Genomic DNA, 19,627 nt, shown 5'->3' with positions numbered 1-19,627 from the left:
CTGTGGGAGCGGGCAAGCCCGCGAAGAGGCCGGTACAGGCTACCGATCAATGATCAGGCCGGCACCATGGCAAACCCGACCCCGAAGCGGTTCCAGGCATTGATGGTGGCGATTGCCAGCGTCAGGTTGGCCACCTCGGCCGGCTCGAAGTGTTCCTGCAAGGCTTCATATTCCCCCTGCGGCGCGCCGTGCTCGGGCAGCCGGGTCAGGCTCTCCACCCAGGCCAGCGCAGCACGCTCGCGCGGGGTGAAGTAGGCGGTCTCCTGCCAGACGCACAAGGTCTGCAGGCGCGCCTCGGTCTCACCGGCCTTGCGCGCGTCGTTGGCGTGCAGGTTGACGCAGTAGGCGCAGCCATTGATCTGCGAGGCCCGCAGGCGCACCAGCTCCAGCAGGGAATTCTCCAGGCCGCTCTTGGCCAGGGCCTGCTCCAGGCCGACCATGGCTTTGTAGGCCTCGGGGGCGTGCTTGGCCCATTCGATACGGTTGTGCATGTTTATCTCCAGTATTCGAGGCTGGCATCGTCCCTGTAGGAGCAGCCTTGCGCTGCGAAAGCGCCCGTGCGGCCAGTGCCGATATGGCGCATGGCGCTTTCGCAGCGCAAGGCTGCTCCTACAGGGAAATGCGTTGCTGGTTGAAAGTGAGCTCATGGTAGCGCTGGCCCAGGGCCTCCCCGATAGCCAATCGCGCGTATGAGCGGGAGGCCAATCGCCATTTGGGTGGCCACTGACAGGCATCCAATCTCTTCATTTCTGCCAGGCCGCCCAAGGCCGGATAATGACCAGGTCTTGCAACAGGAGAACCGATTCATGTCCGAAGAACGCTACATGCGCGAAGCGCTCGACCTGGCCCGCGCCAACATCAAGGCCGGTGGCCGGCCCTTCGGCGCCGTGCTGGTGTACCAGGGGCAGGTGCTGGCACGTGCGGTCAACGAGATCCACAGCACTCAGGACCCGACCGCCCACGCCGAGATGCAGGCCATCCGCAAGGCCAGCCACGCCCTGGGCCAGGCGCGTCTGGATGGTGCCGAAATCTACGCCAGCGGCCACCCGTGCCCGATGTGCCTGGCGGCCATGCACCTGTGCGGCATCGAGCGGGCCTGGTTTGCCTACGACAACGCCGAGGGCGAACCCTATGGCTTGTCCACCGCGACGGTATACGCGCAGATGGCCCGCCCGCCCCAGCAGCAGAGCCTGCCGCTGCGCGCCCTGAAACCCAGCGGCGAAGCCGGTCTGTACCTTGAATGGAAACAGGCCAACGCACAATGAGAGCGGCATTGAACCTGTTGCTGGTCATGCTGCTGGCAGTGAACCTGCGGCCGATCCTGACCAGCATCGGCCCGTTGCTCGAACCCATGCGCGCCAGCACTGGCCTGGGTTACCAGCAGGCGGCCTTGCTGACGGCATTGCCGGTGCTGTGCATGGGCCTGGTGCCCTTGCTGCAACCCTGGTTGCGGCGCTGGATCAGCGAACATGGCGGCATGCTCGCTGGCTTGTCTGCCATCGCCCTGGCCTGCCTGTGGCGCCTGCAACTGGACAGCGCCTGGGCACTGATTGCCAGTGCGGTGGTCGCCGGCCTGGGCGTGGCGGTCGTGCAGGGCATGATGCCGGGGCTGGTCAACCGCTGGTTCCCCAGCCGCCTGGCGGGGGCGATGGGCCTGTATTCGGCAGCGCTGATGAGCGGCGGCGGCCTGGCCGCCGTGCTCGGGCCGCACATCAGTGGCTACTTCGGCCACTGGCAGGTCGGCCTGGGCGTGTGGGCGATCCCGGCGGTGCTGGCGGTGCTGGCCTGGGCCGTGCTGCGGCCACGCCAGCAAGCGCCGAGGCTGGCCGGTGCCGCCGGCGGTCATTGGTTCGGCACGCGCCGGGCCTGGTTGCTGGCGCTGTACTTCGGCTTGATCAACGGCGGCTACACCAGCATGGTGGCCTGGTTGCCGGCCTATCACATCGAGCATGGCGGCAGCGCCCAGGGCGGTGCCGACCTGGTGGGCCTGATGACCATCTTCCAGGTGGCTGGCGCACTGGGTCTGCCGCTGTTGCTGCGGCGCTGGGCAGACAGGCGCCCGGGCCTGTGGTTGGCCTTGGCGATCCAGCTGGTGGGATTCCTAGGCCTGCTGCTGGTACCCACGCTGGCTTCGGGGGTGTGGGTGGCGATGATCGGTTTCGGCCTGGGCGCCTGCTTCAGCCAGAGCCTGACGCTGACCCTGGAGCACCTGAAGACACCTGCCGAGGCTGGCAGCCTGGCGGCGTTCGTGCAGGGCATCGGCTTCATCATCACCGGCATCGTGCCGTACGTCACGGGCTGGTTGCGCGACATGAGTGGTGATTTCCAGGCTTCGTGGACGCTGCTGACCGTGACCGTGGTGGCAATGCTGCTGGTTACCGCGTGCTTCAACCCACGCGGTTATGCCGCGGCCATTGCCCGCCCGGTAGCGGCGGGCAAGGCCGCGCAGGTCAACTGAGGCGTTGCAGGGTGTCGCGCACCCGGTCCAGCGCCGGGTCGATGTCCAGCAGTTCGATGGCGCCGAAGCCCAGCAACAGCCCCGGGCGCACTGGCACTTGGCTGAAGAACGGCGCCAGCGAGTACAGGCCCACCTCCACCTTGCGTGCGAGGTTGGCCAGCAGCTCGACATCGACCCCAGGTTTGGCCAGGGCGCTGAGGTGGAACCCGGCGCTGGCGGGGATGGCGCTGAACCACGGTGCCAGGTCGCCGCCCAGCCGCGCGAGGATGCGTTCGCGACGGGCGCTGTAGACCTCGTGGCAACGGCGGATGTGCTTGTTCAGGTGGCCTTCGCCCAGAAACCGCGCCAGTGCCCACTGCAACAGGGTCGGGCTGTGCCAGTCGCTTAGATGCTTGGCCACGCAAGCGGCCTTCAACACGGCGGGCGGCAGTACGGCGTAGCCCAGGCGCAGCTCGGGCAGCAAGGTCTTGGAAAAGGTCCCCACATAGGCCACCAGGCCGTGGCGGTCGAGGCGCTGCAGTGCGTCCGCGGCTGGCCCGTGGTAGCGGAACTCGCAGTCGTAGTCGTCTTCGATGATCAACGCACCCAGCTCGGCGGCCCGTGCCAGCAGGGCGTGCCGGCGTGGCTCGCTCATTGGCATGCCCAGCGGGAACTGGTGCGAGGGCGTCACGTAGATCAGCCGGGTGCCGTCGGCGATCTGCTCCACGCACAGGCCTTCATCGTCCACCGGTACCGATTGCAGGCGCGCGCCCAGGGCCAGGAACAGTTGCCGCGCCGGCGGGTAGCCCGGGTCTTCCATGGCCACCTGGCAACCCGGCTCGACCAGTACCCGGGCGATCAGGTCCAGAGCCTGCTGTGCGCCGTTGCACACCAGCAGGTCGGCGGCGCTGCAGTGCACGCCGCGGGCGTAGGCGATGTGATGGGCAATGGCCTCGCGCAGCTCTGGCAGGCCCTGGGCGGGGAACTGTCGCTCGGGGTGGCGCTGGCTGCGGCGCAGGGCATAGTTCAGGCAGCTGCGCCATTGGTCGAACGGGAACTGCGCCTTGCTCGAGGCCCCGCCGATGAAGTCGTAACGCGAGGGCGCCTCGAGTTGACGTTGGCTCAGCACGGTGGCGCGCTGCTGCCAGCGCTCGAGCGACGCGGCAGCGGCCAGGGGAATGGCGCTCGACTCGTCGCTGCGCAGCGGCTGGCGCGGGGTGATGAAGGTACCCCGGCCGACCACGCCGCTCAGCAGGTTGTCGTAGGTCAGCCGCGAATAGGCCTCGGACACGGTCTTGCGCGACACACCCAACTGCTCTGCCAGCAGGCGGCTTGGCGGCAGTTGGGTACCGGCGGCCAGGTGGCCGCTGTCGATGCCGGCGCGCAGTTGCTGGTAAAGCTGGTCGGCCAGGCCTTTGCGGCCTTCCAGGCGAATGTGCAGTTCCATGGAGCGGTCCGGAGCGGGGAAGTGCTCAGGATAGCGGATTGGCCGAGGAAGGGCATGGGTCCGCTTTGCGGCCCATCGCGACACAAGGCCGCTCCCACAGGTACAGCGCTGCATTCAAAGTCTTTGATGTCCTGTGGGAGCGGCCTTGTGTCGCGATGGGGTGCAAAGCACCCCCAGAAAGCCAGCGCAAACTCAGATCCGGGCAGTGCTCACCGTGATGTAGCCCTTGTCCGCCAGCGCGATACGTATCACCGTCTCGTCCACCGGCGCCTTGCGGTTGCGCTTGATGCGCACGCCTTCCACCGCCGCCGCTTTCATATGCTCGGTAATGGCCCGCCCGTTCGGGTCGAAGAACAACTCGCTGGCCAGCAACTCTATACGCTCGATCAGTTGGCGGGAGCGTTCATCGGTAGCGCAGAAGAACATCACCCCCGACAGGTGCGGGTCGTCATCGGGGTTGTTCATGTCATGGGCCAGCAGTTCGCGCAGGGTGCTGCGCAGTTCGGCAGTGGGGCGGGCGTACAGGTGCATGCGGAACCTCCTCTGGATCGCTACTTGCGTCATCCAGTGCCGATCATGTTTTCCGAGGGCAGAGGCAACAAGTAGGACGCTTCCGAGCGCCGAATAGGAAATTTCTGAAGATGCCGGAATACCACCTGTTTTCATGCAGTGGGGGCCGCATAGCGGCCCCTGTCAGCTTCAGCGCCCGACCTCCTGCTTGAAGCGCAAGCGCCAGCCATGCAGTAACGGTTCGGTATAGCCACTGGGCTGCTGCCGCCCTTTGAACACCAGCTCCCGCGCAGCGCGGAAGGCATGCGATGCCTCGAAACCGGCGGCCATCGGCCGATAAGCCGGGTCCCCGGCATTCTGCTGGTCGACCACGCCGGCCATGCGTTGCAAGGTCGCTTCGACCTGCTCGGCATCGACCACCCCGTGGTGCAGCCAGTTGGCAATGTGCTGCGCCGAAATCCGCAGGGTTGCGCGGTCTTCCATCAGGCCCACGTCATGGATATCCGGTACCTTGGAGCAGCCGACCCCTTGCTCGACCCAGCGCACCACGTAACCGAGGATTCCCTGGCAGTTGTTGTCCAGTTCGGCCTGGATGTCGGCTGCGCTCCAGGGCCGCTCCGGGCTCACCGGGACACTGAGCAGACCCTGCAGCAATTCGGCGCGCTGGGCAGTCAGGTCAACCTGTTCCAGCGTTTGCTGCACGGCCGCCACATCCACCTGGTGGTAGTGCAGCGCATGCAGCGTCGCGGCTGTGGGCGAGGGCACCCAGGCGGTGTTGGCGCCGGCCCTGGGCTGGGCGACTTTCTGTTCGAGCATGGCCGCCATCAGGTCGGGCATGGCCCACATGCCCTTGCCGATCTGCGCCTTGCCGCGCAGGCCACAGGCCAGACCTACCAGCACGTTGCTGCGCTCGTAGGCCTGGATCCAGGTACTGCCTTTCATGTCACCCTTGCGCAGCATGGCACCGGCTTCCATGGCCGTATGCATCTCGTCTCCGGTGCGGTCGAGGAAGCCGGTATTGATGAACACCACCCGTGATGCGGCGCTGGCGATGCAGGCCTTGAGGTTGACACTGGTACGCCGCTCCTCGTCCATTATGCCCATCTTCAGTGTGTGTGCGGGCAGGCCCAACAGGGCTTCGACGCGGCCGAACAGCTGGTCGGCAAAGGCCACCTCGGCCGGCCCGTGCATCTTCGGCTTGACGATGTACAGGCTGCCCTCGCGGGAATTGCCACGGCGCTTGAGGTCATGCAGGCCGATCAGGCTGGTGACCACGGCATCGAGGATGCCTTCCGGGATTTCCCGGCCATCACGGTCGTGGACGGCCGGGTTGGTCATCAGGTGGCCGACGTTGCGGATGAACAGCAGCGAGCGGCCCGGCAGGGTCAGTGGCTGGCCGTCTGCGCCGTGGTAGTGGCGGTCTTCGGCCAGGGTGCGTTCGAAGGTTCTGCCGCCCTTGCTGACCTGTTCGCTGAGGTCGCCCTTCATCAGGCCCAGCCAGTTGCGGTAGACGTTGACCTTGTCGTCGGCATCCACGGCGGCTACCGAGTCTTCGCAGTCGATGATGGTGGTGAGCGCGGCCTCCAGCAGGATGTCCTTGACCCCGGCCGGATCCTGCTGGCCGATGGCGTGGGCCGGGTCGACCTGGATTTCGAAATGCAGTTGGTGGTGCTGCAACAGGATCGCTGTTGGCGTGTTCGGCTCACCCTGGTAGCCACGCAGTTGCGCGGGCTGCCTGAGGCCGACCTGGCGGCCATCGGCCAGGGTTACCTGCAGCGTGCCCTGGTTGATCGCGTAGGCCGTGGCGTCGTTGTGCGACGCACTGTCGAGCGGGGCAGCGGTATCGAGGAACTGCCTGCCATAGGCGATCACCTTGGCACCGCGTCGCGGGTTGTAGCCCCGGCCACGTTCGGCGCCATCGGTTTCGGCGATGGCATCGGTGCCGTACAGGGCATCGTACAGCGAGCCCCAGCGGGCGTTGGCGGCGTTGAGGGCGTAGCGGGCGTTGCTTAGTGGCACCACCAGTTGCGGGCCGGCCTGCACGGCGATCTCGCGGTCGACGTTGCGGGTGCTGACCTGCACGCTTGCCGGGGGCTCGACCAGGTAGCCGATGCCTTGCAGGAAGTGCTGGTAGGCGGCCATGTCACGGATCGGGCCGGGGTGCTGGCGGTGCCAGTTGTCCAGTTCTGCTTGCAGGCGCTCGCGTTCGGCGAGCAGGGCGCGGTTTTGCGGTGCGAGGTCGTGGACCAGGGTGCTGAAGCCTTGCCAGAAGGCGTGGGCTTCGATGCCGGTGCCGGGGAGCACTTCGTCTTCGATGAAGCGCTGCAGGGTGGGGGCGATCTGGAGTGAATGGTTTGGCATTGTCTGTTCGCTCGATGTTCAGGCTTCTGGAAAGTTTTTTCTTGTACCGGCCTCTTCGCGGGCTTGCCCGCTCCCGCAGGTACTGCACAGGTTTCAGGTCTTGTGAAGGCCCTGTGGGAGCGGGCAAGCCCGCGAAGAGGCCGGCACAGGATTCAGAGGGCAGCCGCCCCGGCCTTGGCCACCTGGGCATCCTGTTCGGCCTTGACCCCGGACACGCCGATCGCCCCCACCACCTGCCCATCCACCCGCAGCGGCACGCCGCCTTCCAGGCTGGTCAGCAGCGGCGCGGTGACGAAAGCGGTACGGCCACCATTGACCATCTCCTCGTAGTCCCGCGTCTCCTTGCGCCCCAGCGCGGCCGTGCGGGCCTTTTCCATCGCGATGTAGGCGCTGGCCGGCGCGCAGCCGTCCAGGCGCTCCAGGGCCAGCGGGTGGCCCCCGTCGTCGACCACGGCAATGGTCACGTTCCATTGTTGCGCCTGAGCTTGCTGACGGGCGGCGGTGAGCACGCGAGTGACTTCGGCCTGGCCGATCACGGATTTGCTATGCATGGTGGTTCTCCGGGTTCAAGGCTGCTTCGACGATTTCGATCCAGTGCCGCACCGGTGTGCGCCCGGCCCCGTCGAGGTGGGCCTGGCAGCCGATATTGGCGGTGGCGATGACTTGCGGTTTGCCGCTTTCCAGGGCGTTGAGGCGGTTGTCGCGCAGTTGTAGCGACAGCTCGGGCTGGGTCAGCGAATAGGTGCCGGCCGAGCCGCAACACAGGTGGCCGTCCGGTACCGGAGTCAAGGTGAAGCCCAGGCGTGTCAGCAGTGCCTCCACCACACCCCCCAGCTTCAGCGCGTGCTGCAGGGTGCATGGGCAATGGAAGGCCAGGCGCTGTTCGGCGCACAGCCCCAGTTGCTCAATCGGCTCGTCACGCAGCACCTCCACCAGGTCGCGGGACAGGGCGCTGACCCGTGCGGCCTTGGCGGCGTAGCGCGGGTCTTTTTCCAGCAGATGGCCGTAGTCACGCACGAACGCGCCGCAGCCGCTGGCGGTTTGCACGATGGCCTCGGCGCCGGCTTCGATGGCTGGCCACCAGGCATCGATATTGCGACGCGCCCGTTGCAGGCCTTGCTCCTGGGCATTGAGGTGATAGTCCACCGCGCCACAGCAGCCGGCCTGCTGGATCGGCACCACGCTAATGCCCAGGCGGTCCAGCAGGCGTGCGGCGGCGGCATTGGTGTTGGGCGACAGGGCTGGTTGCACGCAGCCTTCCAGCATCAGTACCCGCCGCGCATGGCGCGGTGCGGGGCGGTGGCCGGGGGCGGTGACCCGCGCCGGCAGCTTGCGCTTGAGCGTGGCCGGTAGCAGCGGGCGCAAAGCCTGGCCGCTACGGGTCAGTGCCTTGAACAGCGCCGGGCGTGGCACCACTGCACGCAGGCCCTGGCGCAGCAGGCGCTGGCCGAGCGGGCGTGGCACCTGTTGATCGACCACGGCGCGGCCGATGTCCAGCAGGTCGTGGTACTTCACCCCGGAAGGGCAGGTGGTTTCACAGTTGCGGCAGGTCAGGCAGCGATCCAGGTGCAACTGGGTGCTGGCAGTGATCGGCGCGCCTTCGAGCACTTGCTTGATCAGGTAGATGCGCCCGCGTGGGCCGTCCAGCTCATCGCCCAGCAGCTGGTAGGTGGGGCACGTGGCGGTGCAGAAACCACAGTGCACGCAGGAGCGCAGGATGCTTTCGGCCTCGTCGGCGCGGGCCAGGTGCCGGGCGGTTTCGCTCAGGTTGGTTTGCATGGTCTGGCCTCACAGGTCCGGGTACAGGCGGCCGGGGTTGAACACCCTTTGGGGGTCGAGTTGCTGCTTGAGTGCGCGGTGGTAGCGCATCAGCGCTGTGGGCAGCGGTGGGCTGCTGGCAGGGCCAGGGGCATGGCAGGTGGCGTGGCCGCCGACCTTGGCAACCTGATCGCGGATGTGCTGCGCCAGCGCCGTGGACTTGAGCCAGCGCTGCGCACCACCCCAGTCGATCAGCTGCTGGCCAGGCAGCTCCAGCTCGCCGGTGACGATGGGCACGGACAAGCGCCACAGCGGCGCGGGGCCGGCAAAGAACGCCAGGCGCTGCTCGCGCAGGTCGCTCCAGAAGCGGCTGTCCAATGCCTCGCCGCCCAGGCGCTGGCGTGCCGACTGGACCGAGCCTTCGCCGCCTTCCAGGCGCAGGTACAGCGCGTCGCCGTCATGGCAGGCCGCGCTGATCGGCAGCGGCTGCTGGCCCCATTCAGCCAGCTCCGCCAGTGCCTGGTGGCGGCCCATCGGCAGGCGCAGGCTGAGGCACTGGCGCGGGCGTGGCAACACTTTCAGCGACACCTCGGTCAGCAACCCGAGGCAACCGAAGCTGCCCGCCATCAGCCGCGACACGTCGTAGCCGGCAACGTTCTTCATCACTTCGCCACCAAAGCGCAACAGCTTGCCGTGGCCGGTGATCACCCGCGTGCCCAGCACATAGTCGCGCACCGACCCGGCCCACGGCCGCCTGGGGCCGGACAAACCGGCCGCGACCATGCCACCCAGGGTGGCTTCTGGGCCCAGGTGCGGTGGTTCGCAGGGCAGCATCTGGCCAGCTTCGTGCAGCGCCGCCTCGATCTCGCGCAGCGGCGTGCCGGCGCGGGCAGTCAGCACCAGTTCGGTCGGGTCGTAGCTGACGATGCCACGGTGGCTGCGGGTGTCGAGCACCTCGCCAGCCACCGGGCAGCCGAGCATGGCCTTGCTGTTGCCACCCTGGATACGCAGCGGCGTGGCCTGGTTCAGCGCCTGGTTGACCTGCTCCAGCAGGGCCTGGCTGTTGTCGCGGTCCATGCTCATCAGAAACGCTCCAGTTCGGGGAAGGGCAACTGCCCATGGTGCACGTGCATGGCGCCGAATTCGGCGCAGCGGTGCAGGGTGGGGATGTTCTTGCCGGGGTTGAGCAGGCCCTGTGGATCGAAAGCGGCCTTGACCGCATGGAACAGGGTGATTTCGTCGCTGTTGAACTGCGCGCACATCTGGTTGATCTTCTCGCGCCCCACACCGTGTTCGCCGGTGATGCTGCCGCCCACGGCCACGCACAGTTCGAGGATCTTGCCGCCAATGGCTTCGGCACGTTCCAGCTCGCCTGGCAGGTTGGCATCGAACAGGATCAGCGGGTGCATGTTGCCGTCGCCGGCATGGAACACGTTGGCCACGCGCAGGCCGTATTCGCCTGACAGTTCGCTGATGCCCTTGAGTACCCGTGGCAGTTCGCGGCGCGGGATGGTGCCGTCCATGCAGTAGTAGTCCGGGGAGATGCGCCCCACCGCCGGGAAGGCGTTCTTGCGCCCGGCCCAGAAGCGCACGCGCTCGGCCTCGTCGCAGGCCAGCCGCACATCACGCGCGCCGGCCTGGGCCAGCACGGCGGCGACCCGTTCGCAGTCGTCGTGCACATCGGCCTCGACGCCATCCAGCTCGCACAGCAGGATCGCCGCCGCGTCCACCGGGTAGCCAGCATGGATGAAGTCCTCGGCCGCGCGGATCGCCAGGTTGTCCATCATCTCCAGGCCGCCGGGGATGATCCCGGCAGCGATGATCTCGGCCACTGCCCGGCCGGCGTCCTCGACGCTGTCGAAGCTGGCCAGCAGCACCCGCGCGACCTGGGGCTTGGGCAGCAGCTTGACGGTGACTTCAGTGACGATGCCGAGCATGCCTTCGGAGCCAGTGAACAGTGCCAGCAGGTCGAAACCTGGGCTGTCCAGGGCATCGCTGCCAAGGGTCAGGCGTTCGCCCTCGACTGTGAGGATTTCCACCTTGAGCAGGTTGTGCACGGTCAGGCCGTACTTGAGGCAGTGCACGCCACCGGCGTTCTCGGCGACATTGCCGCCGATGGAGCAGGCGATTTGCGAGGACGGGTCCGGCGCGTAGTACAGGCCGTGGGGCGCGGCCGCCTGGGAGATGGCAAGGTTGCGCACGCCGGGCTGCACACGGGCGAAGCGGCCCTGCGGGCTGACTTCGAGTATGCGGTTGAACCGTGCCATCACCAGCAGGATGCCTTTGGCCAGTGGCAAAGCGCCGCCCGACAGGCCGGTACCAGCGCCGCGTGCCACCACCGGCACGCCCCGCTGGTGGCAGAGCTTGAGCAACGTCTGCACCTGCTCCAGGCGCTCGGGCAGCACCACCAGCATTGGCACCGTGCGGTAGGCCGAGAGGCCGTCGCATTCATAGGGCTTGAGGTCTTCCTCGCGGTGCAGGATCTCGAGGTCGGGCAAGGCAGCGCGCAGCGCTTGCAGCAGCGCCGCCCGGTTCACATCGGGCAGCGCGCCATCGACGCGTTCGTCGTACAGGATATTCATCGGCTCACTCGGCAACGGTTTTGTTGTTGTTGGCAAAGCGCTCACCCTTGCAGCCTGCGCGTGGCCACGGCAGGGGTCGAGTACGGGTTGAACTGGTCCTACCAGTTTTTGCCGTGAGTACTGGTTATTGATGGCTTTGCCCGGCTAGATTGAGGCAAGTGGTCTAAGTGGTCCTACCAGCAGGAGGGTACGCAGTGGGTACTGAAGGCAAGGCCAAGGTTGCCGACCAGGTGGCCGAACGGGTCGAGCGGCTGATCGTCGAAGGCGTGCTCAAGGTGGGCCAGGCCCTGCCGTCGGAGCGGCGCCTGGTGGACAAGCTGGGGTGCTCGCGCTCGGCGCTGCGCGAAGGCCTGCGCATCCTGCGCGGGCGCGGCATCATCGACACCGAGCAGGGGCGCGGTTCGTTCGTTGCCGACCTGACGGGCCATGCGGGCGCCACGCCTTTGATGCACCTGTTCGGCTCGCAGCCGCGCACGCTGTTCGACCTGCTGGAAGTGCGGGCGTTGCTGGAGGCCGAATCGGCGCGCCTGGCGGCGTTGCGGGCTACCGAGGTCGACCGTTTGCTGATCCGCCGGCGTTATGAAGAAATGTTGGCTGCGCACGAAGCCCCGGAAGCGATCGATGCCCGTGAACATGCCCGCCGCGACCATGCCTTTCACCGGGCGATCAGCGAGGCGTCGCACAACCCGGTGCTGGTGCATACCTTGCAATCGCTCAGTGACCTGACCTTGAGCACGGTGTTCGCCTCGGTCAACAACCTGTATTGCCGGCCGGCGCAGAAGCGCCAGATCGACCGCCAGCATGCGCGGCTGTATCACGCGGTGATGGAGCAGTTGCCCGAGCAGGCGCAGCGCGCGGCGCGCGAACACATCAACGGGATCCGCGACAGCTTGCGGGAGATCGAGCAGGAGGAGCAGCGCCTGGTAAGGGCTACCATGCGCATGGATGGCTGGGGTTGATGGCTGGGGTTGAAGTTTCGCCCGTGCCGGCCCTTTCGCGGGTAAACCCGCTCCCACAGGGGACCGCACTGGGTTTGAAGTCGGTGCGGTTCCTGTGGAAGCGGGTTTACCCGCGAAGAGGCCGGTGCAGGATTACCTCAATCAATGATCGGCTATGCGGTCATCCTGCGAGAGGAGGGCCCGGGCCAGCTCTTCATCATTGGCCTGCAGGCCTGGGTTGTCCTTGCGGGCTTGTTCCAGCGCCGACTCCACATAGGCGCCACGGATTGCACCACCGCTGGCGACGTAGGCCGAAAGCTCGTCACGCGCCGGGATGATCCGTTTGTCGTCCTTGAAGGTCGAGTAAAGCGAGGCGGAAACACCGGCCGAGGTTGCGACGTCGCCTGCGTCGACGTCAGCCAGGGCAGCACCGGCAGGCAGCAGGAGCAGCAGCGCAGGGGCGAGGAGTAGGTGGCGCATGGTGTGTTCTCCAGTAGCATGAAGCCCAAGTAATTGAACCACTCAGTGTTTAAGAAAGCGCAGGTGGGGTGGTAGTTCCCTTGTTCAACGCTGGAGATTGCCGGGGCTGCTGCACAGCCCATCGCCGGCAAGCCAGCTCCAACTGGGACCATTGACCCTGGCGGGCCAGGCGTGATCTGCTCGGGCTGATGGCCCAATCATTCAATGGATACTGAAGGTTCTCACCCATGCCCGACTACAAGCTGCATTGTTTCGCCGAATCCGGTAACGCCTACAAGGCTGCCCTGATGCTTGAGCTCACAGGCCTGGACTGGCAGCCGGTGTTCGTCGATTTCTTCAATGGCCAGACTCGCGAACAAGCCTGGCGCGACGAAGTGAACGAGCAGGGCGAGGTGCCGGTGTTGGAGCACGCCGGCAAATCCTTCACCCAGTCTGCGCTGATCCTTGACTACCTTGCGGAGAAAACCGGGCAGTTCGGCCCCCGCGACGAATACGAAAAGCGCGAGATCTGGCGCTGGATGCTGTTCGACAACCACAAGTTCACCAGTTACTACGCGGCGCTGCGTTTTCTTTTCTGCCTGAAGAAAACCGGTGAAACGGACGTGACCCGGTTCCTGCGTGAACGTGCCATGGCAGCCTACCGTATTGTCGACGCGCACCTGGCGAAGACGCCGTTCATGGTCGGTGGCCGGTTGACTATCGCTGACCTGTCGTTGGCCGGGTATGTGTTCATGCCTGAGGACACTGGCATTGTGTTGGCGCAGTTCACCCACATCGAGGCATGGAAGGCGCGAATCCAGACGTTGCCAGGGTGGAAGCACCCGTATGAGCTGATGCCCCGCGCGGCATCCTGAGCAATCCGGCTCGCCAGGCCATGGTGCAGTGGCCTCTGGCGAGCAAGCCATTCTGATGACCGGTCGGTGACAAGCGCAGCGGCGTGGCTACGCTCAAAAAATCAAGAAACATCCTGAAATATTTGGCCGGCAAGGCCCTGAAGGATCTCGTTCACCGCTACAGATGGAAGGCCGCACTGGCTAGCAAGTCGCCCCATGGGGGCCGGAAATCACAGGGTGCGTAATGCAACCCGGTGTTACTCCAAGCGGAGGCTCATGATGCTCAGGAAATGCTTGTTGGCTTTGGCTATCGGTGCAGTATTGTCGGCTTCGGCCGTGTTGGTGCCTGACTCCTTTGGCGTTACCTCCAGCGCGTACGCGAAGGATGGTGGCGGTGGCGGTGGTCACGGTGGCGGTGGAGGAGGCAGTGGCGGTGGCGGTGGCCATGGCGGCGGAGGTGGTGGCGGTGGTGGCCATGGTGGCGGCGGAGGCGGTGGTCATGGCGGTGGAGGTGGTGGTAGCGGCGGCGGTGGCTCGGGTGGTGGCCACGGCGGCAGTGGCAGCGGGCACAGTGGCGATGGTGGAGGGCATGGTGGCCCGGGTCATGATGGCCGCGGGCGCAATGGTGCTGATGATGGTGCCGACCACGAGGCCAACCACGAAGCAAATCATGAAGCCAACCATGAGGCGAATCACGAAGCGAATCACGACGTGGGCGAGCCCCACGGTGTAGGGCATGGCGCTGATGATGGGGCTGACCATGATGTTGGGGATGATCGCGGAGGCGACCAGAACTAGCAGTTTGGGTGCCTGTGCCGGCCTCTTCGCGGGCACGCCCGCTCCCACAGGTATCGCGCCGCTTTCAAGGTTGGCGCAGCACCTGTGGGAGCGGGCGTGCCCGCGAAGAGGCCCGAACAGGCCATACACCATTCAGATCGACAACCGCACCACCCGGTTATCCAGCACCTGCTGCTCCTGCCCCCGCCGCTTGTTCACCACCAACTCACCGATCGCAATCAGCCGGGTGCGGGTGATGTTGCGCGACAAACCCAGCAACTGCGCGGTATGCACCTGGTTGTAATGGCAGAACCGATACGCCGACCGCAGCAGGGTATTTTCCACCTTTTCGTACAGGTCACCCGACTGCTCTTCGAACAAGCGGCTGAACGCCCGCTGCAGCAGATCCTCCACACCATTGCCCGCCGGCTCTTCCTCCTGCCGTTCGATACGCAGGTTGGACAAGCGCAGGTCCTGCGCCTGCACCGTGCCGTCGCCGCAGGTCAGCAAGCTGTGGTGAATCACGTTCTCCAACTCGCGGATGTTGCCCGGCCAACTGTATTCCACCAGTTTGGCCTGGGCCTTGGCGCTCAGTTCCACCGGCCCGTAGCCCAGCCGGTCGCTGTAGCTGCGGATGAAGTGCCGGGCCAAGGGCAGGATGTCGCCAGGGCGGTCGCGCAATGGGTGCAACTGCAAGGTCACCACGTTCAGCCGGTAGTACAGGTCTTCGCGAAAATGCCCGGCGTTAATGGCCTTTTCCAGCTGCACATTGGTCGCCGCCAGTACCCGCACATTGATCGGGATGCTCTTGCGCGACCCCAGCCGCACCACTTCGCGCTCCTGCAGCACGCGCAGCAGCTTGACCTGGATCGGCAACGGCAGGTCGCCGATTTCGTCGAGGAACAGCGTGCCGCCGTTGGCTTCCTCGAACCAGCCGGCCTTGGCCGCCAGGGCACCGGTGAAGGCGCCTTTTTCATGGCCGAACAGCTCCGCCTCGACCAGCGATTCGGAGAAGGCACCGCAGTTGACAGCGACGAACGGGCCGTTGCGCCGGCCACTGAGGTTGTGGATGTGGCGTGCGACCAGCTCCTTGCCCGTGCCGGTTTCGCCGATGATCAGCACGCTGGCCTCGCTGGGGGCGACCTGTTGCAGGTGGGCAAGCAGCGCCTGCGACCTGGGGTCTTCGAAAACCTGTGCGGTGGCCCGGATCGAGGTGGCCAGTGTCGGGGACGGGGGGAGGGTCAGCAGTTGCATGGGCAATCCTCAGGAATAGAAGGATGGGGCAGGGCGCTTGTCGTTGAGGGCCCACTCGCCGAGTTCGTGGATGCGGTAGTCCACCGGGTCGTGCAGGGTTTGCGTGCGCAGGTTGCGCCAGTGCCGGTCGAAACGTAGCGAGGCATGGGTGGCGCGGGCGCCGGTGACCTCGAACAGGCGGTTACAGATGTCCAGGCCATGGCGGCTGGCGGCAACCTTGGCGGTGCCGATGGCCAGGGCCAGGTCGCCGCGCTCTTGCGCCGTGAGGGCGTGCTCCCTGGCCCAGGCGGCATCGAGCTGGCGTGCGGCCCGTTCGATCAGCAGGCGCACGCTCTCCAGGCCGACCCAGAACTCGCCGTAATGGCGCAGCACGTAGGGGTCTTCGGCGCTGCTGGCGGCGCTTGAGCGGAACCACGGCCGGCTTTCCTTGAGCGTGTACTGGCGGGCCTCCTCGAACGCCCCCTCGGCGATGCCGAGGAACAGGTTGGCGAAGTGCAACTGGGCAATCAGCGGGCGCAGGGCGGCGAACGGCGTGCTCAGGGGGCCAGGGTCGAGCAGCAGTTCGTTGTGCTCCACCCGTACCCGCTCGAACGTGGCGCTGCCGCTGTCGGTCTGGCGCTGGCCGATGTTGTTCCAGTCGCTGTGCAGGCTGATGCCGGTGCGGCCACTCGGGATGGCGGCAATCAGCAGCTTGCCGCCTGCACGTTCGTCCACCGCCGAGGCGATGAGCATTTCCGAGTCGCTGGCGCCGGAGCAGAAGCTTTTCTTGCCAGAAAACTCGCACCAGCCATCGAAGTGCTTGACCACGGTGCGTGTGTCCAGCGGGTTCAGGGCATTGCCCCAGAACCACTGCTTGCGGGCGGTCTGCTCGAACCACGGTTGCCATTGGTCAGGGCGCGAGAACAGGCGCACGGTGGCCAGCATCAGGTGATGGAAGCCGAACACGTGGGCGATGGAGCTGTCGACCCGGGCGAACTCGCGCACCACCGCGAAGGTGTCATGCCAGCTGGCGCCCTGGCCGCCGAAGGCCTGCGGGATCACCAGCGACAGCAGGCCGCTGTCACGCAGGGCATCGCGCTCGGCTTTTGGCGTGCCGCCACGCTCGTCGCGTTCGACGGCGGTCTGGGCAAACTGCCCGGCCAGTTCGCGGGCGATGATCAGGGCAGGGCGCTGGGCGGTATTCACAGGTGCATTCATGGCCGCTCCTCAGGCGCTCTTGCGCAGCGCATGATGAGCGCCGAACAGCGGCACGGCGCGCTCTGCGGCCAGGCGGATGCGGGCGGCAAGGGCTGCGCTGGACACCCGGTAGTCGGCCATTTCCGCCTGGCTGGCGAACACGCCGATGGGCAGCGTCAGGGCTTGCAGGAAGCTGAACAGTGGGCGCAGCTGGTGGTCGAGCACCAGCGCGTGGCGCTCGCTGCCGCCGGTGGCGGCGAGCAGCACCGGGGTGTCGACCAGGGCGTCCTGGCCGATCAGGTCGAACAGGTGCTTGAAGTGGCCGGTGAAGCTGCCGCGGTACACCGGCGTTGTCACCACCAGCAGGTCGGCTTTTTCCACCAGGCGCAGTTGCTGCTCGACGGCCTCGGGCAGTTCGCTGCGCCACAGGGCGCTGCCCAGCGGGCGGGCGATCTCGCCCAGTTCGATCAGGTGCGGCTTGATGTGCAGGTGCAGGGCCAGTTCGGCGAGGATCGCCTCGGTCAGGGCCAGGGTGCGCGATGGGCGGGCAGTGCCGCCGGACAGGGCTACGACGTTCAGTGGGGTGCTCATGGGCAGGTCTCCGGTGCTGGTTGAGCGGGGGACTTTGCTTGAGCAATCGTCGTGCCGAGTATGAATGTTCTTTTATTTCAACAGGTTAGCGCATTTATGATGCTTGCGGCGCTGTTGCCGTGTGGGCGTTGCCTGTTGATCGTGTGTTGCGCTGCAGACAGTTGGCCGGGTGTTGGCGGCTGTGCAGTTGGGGGATTTATAGAGGATTACGGAATGATGAAAAAGGAATAAGATTTTATATTCTTATTCCCTATTTTGATTTTGATGTGCTGGGGCCGCTTCGCGCCCCATCGCGACACAAGGCCGCTCCCACAGGATTTGCGCTGCCTGTGACGCAACACTGAACTTGTGGGAGCGGCCTTGCGTCGCGAAAGGGCTGCGAAGCGGCCCCAGAAGTCTCAAGTGTGCGGCACGCTGCGAGGCACTACCCCACCCGCATACTGCGGCTTCAGATGCCCCTGCTCATCCAGCAGATAGGCATCCATCACCTCCCGCACCACCGGCCCTGCCACCCGCCCGCCGGCTTCACCGTTCTCGATCATCACCGCCACCACCACACTCGGGTGATCAGCTGGGGCAAAGCCGACGAACAGGGCATTGTCGCGGTGCCGCTCCAGGGTCTTGTCGCGGTTGTAGCGTTCGCCCTGCTTGATCGCCACCACCTGCGCGGTGCCGCTCTTGCCGGCAATCCGGTATTGCGCACCGGCCGCGGCCGCGCGGGCGATGCCGCGCGGGTCGTGCATGACCATCTGCATGCCCTGGCTGACCTGGTCCCAGGCGTGTCTGTCGTGCAGCACGATATTGGGCATCGGGTTGGGGTCTACCGGCGCATCGCCACCCACGGTCATGGCCAGGTGCGGGCGGTGCCACACGCCCTTGCTCGCCAGCAGGCTGGTGGCCTGGGCCAGCTGCAGTGGGGTGACCTGCATGTAACCCTGGCCGATGCCCAGGATCAGCGTCTCGCCCGGGAACCAGGCCTGGCGCCGTGTGGCGCGCTTCCACTCGGCCGACGGCATCAGCCCGGACGCCTCCTCGAACATGTCCAGCGACACCTTCTGGCCCAGGCCGAACTCGGCCATGTAGTCGTGCAGGCGGTCGATGCCCAGCTTGTGCGCCAGGTCGTAGAAGTAGGTGTCGTTGGAACGCATGATGGCAGTGTACATATCCACCCAGCCATCGCCGCTGCGGTTCCAGTTGCGGTACTTATGGTCGTAGTTGGGCAGCTCGTAGTAGCCTGGGTCGAACACCCGGCTGCCCGGGGTGATCACGCCACTGTCGAGGCCGGCGATGGCCACCTCCGGCTTCACCGTCGAACCGGGGGCATACAGGCCGCGCAGCACGCGGTTGAACAGCGGGCGGTCGATGGAATCGCGCAGGGCGGCGTACTGTTTGAAGCTGATGCCCTTGACGAACAGGTTGGGGTCGAAGCTGGGGTTGCTGACCATCGCCAGCACGTCGCCATTGGCCGGGTCGAGCACCACCACCGAGCCGCGGCGGTCGCCCAAGGCCTTTTCCGCGGCCAGTTGCAGGTGGGCGTCCAGGGTCAGGACGATGTCCTGGCCCGGGGTCGGGGCCTTGTGGTTGAGCACACGCATCACCCGGCCCTGGGCGTTGGTCTCGACCTCCTCGTAGCCCACGTGGCCATGCAGCTGGCTTTCGTAGAAGTGCTCGATACCGGTCTTGCCGATCGACTGGGTGCCCCGGTATTCGGTGCTGTCGAGGGTCTTGGCCTCTTTCTCGTTGATGCGCCCCACATAGCCCACCGAGTGGGCGAAATGCTCGGCCAGCGGGTACTCGCGGATGAACTGTGGTTCCACCTCCAGGCCTGGCAGGCGGAACTGGTTCACCGCCACCAGGGCGATCTGCTCTTCGCTCAGGCCGACCATCAGGGTCACCGGTTCGAACGGCTTGCGGCCACGGCGCAGGTCCTTGTCGAACTGCTTGCGGTCGTCGTCGGTCAGGCTCAGCACCTGGGCCAGGGTATCGAGCACCTTGGCCGTGTCGCCGCCAGCCCGCTCGCGGGTCATGGTCAGGTCGAAGCTGGGCTTGTTGTCGGCCAGCACCACGCCGTTGCGGTCGTAGATCAGCCCGCGCTCGGGGGCGATGGGCAGCACGTGCACGCGGTTGTTTTCCGATACGGCGGTCTGCTGGTCGTGTTGCAGCACCTGCAGCACATAGAGCCGGCCCACCAGCACGGCGACCAGGCTGAAGACCAGGGCGGCGCAGGCCAGAAGCCGGCGGTTGACCAGGTGCTTTTCCTTTTCGTGGTCCTTGAGGGGGATCGGTTGCGGCATCAGGGGCTCTTTTCTACGGGGTCGCCTTGGCCGTGCGGGCGCACGAATGGGCGGGGGATGCTACGCAACCCGCTATGCCGCCTCAAGGCGAGTGCCGTCGGACGATAGCGTGGCATCGGCTGTGAGCCCCGTGATCAGGGCGCTGGCGGGCTATATGAAGATTTGTTCATGGCTGACCGTTCGTGAAGG

18 protein-coding genes are annotated in these 19,627 nt (G+C 66.1%); 5 read left to right on the top strand and 13 right to left on the bottom strand.

Annotation, left to right across the window (positions count from 1 at the left end):
* Positions 1 to 53: 53 nt before the first annotated feature.
* Positions 54 to 491, bottom strand: coding sequence for a carboxymuconolactone decarboxylase family protein (locus CAF92_RS03385; protein ID WP_025338700.1), 438 nt, complete (start codon positions 489 to 491; stop codon positions 54 to 56).
* A gap of 315 nt (positions 492 to 806) precedes the next feature.
* Between CAF92_RS03385 and CAF92_RS03380 the strand changes: the two genes are divergently transcribed.
* A complete protein-coding gene (locus CAF92_RS03380) occupies positions 807 to 1,265 on the top strand; it encodes a nucleoside deaminase (protein ID WP_046615196.1) in 459 nt (152 codons plus the stop codon).
* The gene (locus CAF92_RS03375; RefSeq protein WP_085599219.1) at positions 1,262 to 2,458 is read left to right on the top strand and encodes a cyanate transporter; all 1,197 of its coding nucleotides are present in this window, start codon (positions 1,262 to 1,264) and stop codon (positions 2,456 to 2,458) included. The genes CAF92_RS03380 and CAF92_RS03375 overlap by 4 nt, the downstream gene beginning before the upstream one ends.
* Here CAF92_RS03375 and CAF92_RS03370 read toward each other — a convergent pair.
* The 7 genes from CAF92_RS03370 to glcD form a co-directional block, all read right to left on the bottom strand.
* Positions 2,451 to 3,884 carry a PLP-dependent aminotransferase family protein gene (locus CAF92_RS03370; RefSeq protein ID WP_085599217.1) on the bottom strand — a complete coding sequence of 478 codons (1,434 nt, stop codon included), beginning with the start codon at positions 3,882 to 3,884 and terminating at the stop codon, positions 2,451 to 2,453. The two genes, CAF92_RS03375 and CAF92_RS03370, sit on opposite strands and share 8 nt — an antisense overlap.
* Before the next feature lie 192 nt (positions 3,885 to 4,076).
* Positions 4,077 to 4,415, bottom strand: coding sequence for a hypothetical protein (locus tag CAF92_RS03365; protein ID WP_046615199.1), 339 nt, complete (start codon positions 4,413 to 4,415; stop codon positions 4,077 to 4,079).
* 168 nt (positions 4,416 to 4,583) lie between these two features.
* Positions 4,584 to 6,755: a malate synthase G gene (locus tag CAF92_RS03360; RefSeq protein ID WP_085599215.1), complete on the bottom strand. Its 2,172-nt coding sequence runs from the start codon at positions 6,753 to 6,755 to the stop codon at positions 4,584 to 4,586.
* Between the two features lie 152 nt (positions 6,756 to 6,907).
* The gene (locus tag CAF92_RS03355) at positions 6,908 to 7,306 is read right to left on the bottom strand and encodes a heme-binding protein (protein ID WP_046615201.1); all 399 of its coding nucleotides are present in this window, start codon (positions 7,304 to 7,306) and stop codon (positions 6,908 to 6,910) included.
* A complete protein-coding gene (gene glcF / locus CAF92_RS03350; RefSeq protein WP_085599213.1) occupies positions 7,299 to 8,534 on the bottom strand; it encodes a glycolate oxidase subunit GlcF in 1,236 nt (411 codons plus the stop codon). Before glcF ends, CAF92_RS03355 begins: the two co-directional genes overlap by 8 nt.
* Positions 8,535 to 8,543: 9 nt before the next feature.
* Entirely contained in the window at positions 8,544 to 9,596 is a 1,053-nt protein-coding gene (gene glcE, locus CAF92_RS03345) for a glycolate oxidase subunit GlcE (RefSeq protein WP_085599211.1), read from the bottom strand.
* Complete coding sequence (gene glcD, locus CAF92_RS03340; RefSeq protein WP_085599209.1) at positions 9,596 to 11,095, bottom strand: glycolate oxidase subunit GlcD; 1,500 nt, start codon at positions 11,093 to 11,095, stop codon at positions 9,596 to 9,598. The genes glcE and glcD overlap by 1 nt, the downstream gene beginning before the upstream one ends.
* Before the next feature lie 194 nt (positions 11,096 to 11,289).
* Between glcD and glcC the strand changes: the two genes are divergently transcribed.
* Entirely contained in the window at positions 11,290 to 12,054 is a 765-nt protein-coding gene (glcC, locus tag CAF92_RS03335) for a transcriptional regulator GlcC (protein ID WP_084785154.1), read from the top strand.
* Between the two features lie 141 nt (positions 12,055 to 12,195).
* On the opposite strand, the gene CAF92_RS03330 is transcribed toward glcC, so the two are convergent.
* Positions 12,196 to 12,513, bottom strand: coding sequence for a DUF2388 domain-containing protein (locus CAF92_RS03330; protein ID WP_003260922.1), 318 nt, complete (start codon positions 12,511 to 12,513; stop codon positions 12,196 to 12,198).
* 227 nt (positions 12,514 to 12,740) lie between these two features.
* Between CAF92_RS03330 and CAF92_RS03325 the strand changes: the two genes are divergently transcribed.
* Together CAF92_RS03325 and CAF92_RS27770 are read left to right on the top strand one after the other, a co-directional pair.
* Positions 12,741 to 13,367 (top strand): glutathione S-transferase family protein, encoded by a 627-nt coding sequence (locus tag CAF92_RS03325; RefSeq protein ID WP_085599207.1) that lies wholly within the window; start codon positions 12,741 to 12,743, stop codon positions 13,365 to 13,367.
* Between the two features lie 373 nt (positions 13,368 to 13,740).
* Positions 13,741 to 14,079, top strand: coding sequence for a hypothetical protein (locus CAF92_RS27770; protein ID WP_178081760.1), 339 nt, complete (start codon positions 13,741 to 13,743; stop codon positions 14,077 to 14,079).
* A 197-nt stretch (positions 14,080 to 14,276) separates the two neighbouring features.
* Here CAF92_RS27770 and sfnR read toward each other — a convergent pair whose 3' ends face one another.
* From sfnR to mrdA, 4 genes are all read right to left on the bottom strand, one after another.
* Entirely contained in the window at positions 14,277 to 15,377 is a 1,101-nt protein-coding gene (sfnR, locus tag CAF92_RS03315) for a sigma54-dependent transcriptional activator SfnR (RefSeq protein ID WP_046615207.1), read from the bottom strand.
* Between the two features lie 9 nt (positions 15,378 to 15,386).
* Positions 15,387 to 16,574 carry an acyl-CoA dehydrogenase family protein gene (locus CAF92_RS03310; RefSeq protein ID WP_085599203.1) on the bottom strand — a complete coding sequence of 396 codons (1,188 nt, stop codon included), beginning with the start codon at positions 16,572 to 16,574 and terminating at the stop codon, positions 15,387 to 15,389.
* 9 nt (positions 16,575 to 16,583) lie between these two features.
* Entirely contained in the window at positions 16,584 to 17,144 is a 561-nt protein-coding gene (gene msuE, locus CAF92_RS03305) for an FMN reductase (RefSeq protein WP_085599201.1), read from the bottom strand.
* A gap of 398 nt (positions 17,145 to 17,542) precedes the next feature.
* Positions 17,543 to 19,438, bottom strand: coding sequence for a penicillin-binding protein 2 (gene mrdA / locus CAF92_RS03300; protein ID WP_085599199.1), 1,896 nt, complete (start codon positions 19,436 to 19,438; stop codon positions 17,543 to 17,545).
* Positions 19,439 to 19,627: the final 189 nt, after the last annotated feature.

The sequence above is a fragment of the Pseudomonas sp. B10(2017) genome (assembly GCF_002113295.1).
Taxonomy (GTDB): domain Bacteria; phylum Pseudomonadota; class Gammaproteobacteria; order Pseudomonadales; family Pseudomonadaceae; genus Aquipseudomonas; species Aquipseudomonas pudica.
This window is presented reverse-complemented; position numbering and strand designations above follow the sequence as displayed.

Coding starts and splice junctions, on each gene's coding strand:
- CAF92_RS03360 (WP_085599215.1), bottom strand. CDS start 6,755: ATGCCAAACCATTCACTCCAGATCGCCCCCACCCTGCAGCGCTTCATC.
- CAF92_RS03325 (WP_085599207.1), top strand. CDS start 12,741: ATGCCCGACTACAAGCTGCATTGTTTCGCCGAATCCGGTAACGCCTAC.
- CAF92_RS03375 (WP_085599219.1), top strand. CDS start 1,262: ATGAGAGCGGCATTGAACCTGTTGCTGGTCATGCTGCTGGCAGTGAAC.
- CAF92_RS03380 (WP_046615196.1), top strand. CDS start 807: ATGTCCGAAGAACGCTACATGCGCGAAGCGCTCGACCTGGCCCGCGCC.
- sfnR (WP_046615207.1), bottom strand. CDS start 15,377: ATGCAACTGCTGACCCTCCCCCCGTCCCCGACACTGGCCACCTCGATC.
- msuE (WP_085599201.1), bottom strand. CDS start 17,144: ATGAGCACCCCACTGAACGTCGTAGCCCTGTCCGGCGGCACTGCCCGC.
- CAF92_RS03370 (WP_085599217.1), bottom strand. CDS start 3,884: ATGGAACTGCACATTCGCCTGGAAGGCCGCAAAGGCCTGGCCGACCAG.
- CAF92_RS03365 (WP_046615199.1), bottom strand. CDS start 4,415: ATGCACCTGTACGCCCGCCCCACTGCCGAACTGCGCAGCACCCTGCGC.
- CAF92_RS03330 (WP_003260922.1), bottom strand. CDS start 12,513: ATGCGCCACCTACTCCTCGCCCCTGCGCTGCTGCTCCTGCTGCCTGCC.
- CAF92_RS03385 (WP_025338700.1), bottom strand. CDS start 491: ATGCACAACCGTATCGAATGGGCCAAGCACGCCCCCGAGGCCTACAAA.
- glcD (WP_085599209.1), bottom strand. CDS start 11,095: ATGAATATCCTGTACGACGAACGCGTCGATGGCGCGCTGCCCGATGTG.
- glcF (WP_085599213.1), bottom strand. CDS start 8,534: ATGCAAACCAACCTGAGCGAAACCGCCCGGCACCTGGCCCGCGCCGAC.
- CAF92_RS03310 (WP_085599203.1), bottom strand. CDS start 16,574: ATGAATGCACCTGTGAATACCGCCCAGCGCCCTGCCCTGATCATCGCC.
- glcE (WP_085599211.1), bottom strand. CDS start 9,596: ATGAGCATGGACCGCGACAACAGCCAGGCCCTGCTGGAGCAGGTCAAC.
- CAF92_RS03355 (WP_046615201.1), bottom strand. CDS start 7,306: ATGCATAGCAAATCCGTGATCGGCCAGGCCGAAGTCACTCGCGTGCTC.
- mrdA (WP_085599199.1), bottom strand. CDS start 19,438: ATGCCGCAACCGATCCCCCTCAAGGACCACGAAAAGGAAAAGCACCTG.